This window comes from Pseudomonas sp. FSL R10-0056, from assembly GCF_009600105.1.
GTDB lineage: Bacteria > Pseudomonadota > Gammaproteobacteria > Pseudomonadales > Pseudomonadaceae > Aquipseudomonas > Aquipseudomonas bubulae.
This window is the reverse complement of the sequence record NZ_WIWL01000101.1, coordinates 1-366: the sequence shown is the minus strand read 5'-3', so window position 1 is coordinate 366 and position 366 is coordinate 1. Positions and strand designations below refer to the sequence as shown.

The 366-nt window shown below is 51.9% G+C and carries 1 protein-coding gene; it reads left to right on the top strand.

Going from position 1 to position 366, the window contains the following annotated elements:
* Positions 1-51: 51 nt before the first annotated feature.
* Positions 52-366: PAS domain S-box protein (locus GHO42_RS05035; protein ID WP_153384130.1), on the top strand; the 315-nt coding region annotated here is incomplete at its 3' end.

Here is a 366-nt window from a genome sequence, read left to right as displayed (position 1 = left end):
GTCTTGAATCGTTTGAATTATCAATAGACAGCACCCCCAAGGGATTGAGCCATGTTCGATTTACACCGCAAAGCCGACCTGCTCGAAAATAAACGCCTCAGTTGTTCTCTGGATGAAATGACCGCCAGGACTCAGGCGATTAGTCGTTCAATGGCCATCATTGAATTCGCCCCTGACGGTACCATTCTTGAAGCCAACGACAATTTTTGCGCGGTGACGGGTTACGCCATCGACGAGATTCGCGGTAAACATCACCGGATTTTCTGCGAAGAGCCGTACACCCGGACCTCTGAGTACGTCAACTTTTGGCGTGACCTCGCGAACGGACAGGCGATGAGTGGCACTTACCTGCGCCTCGACAAAGCC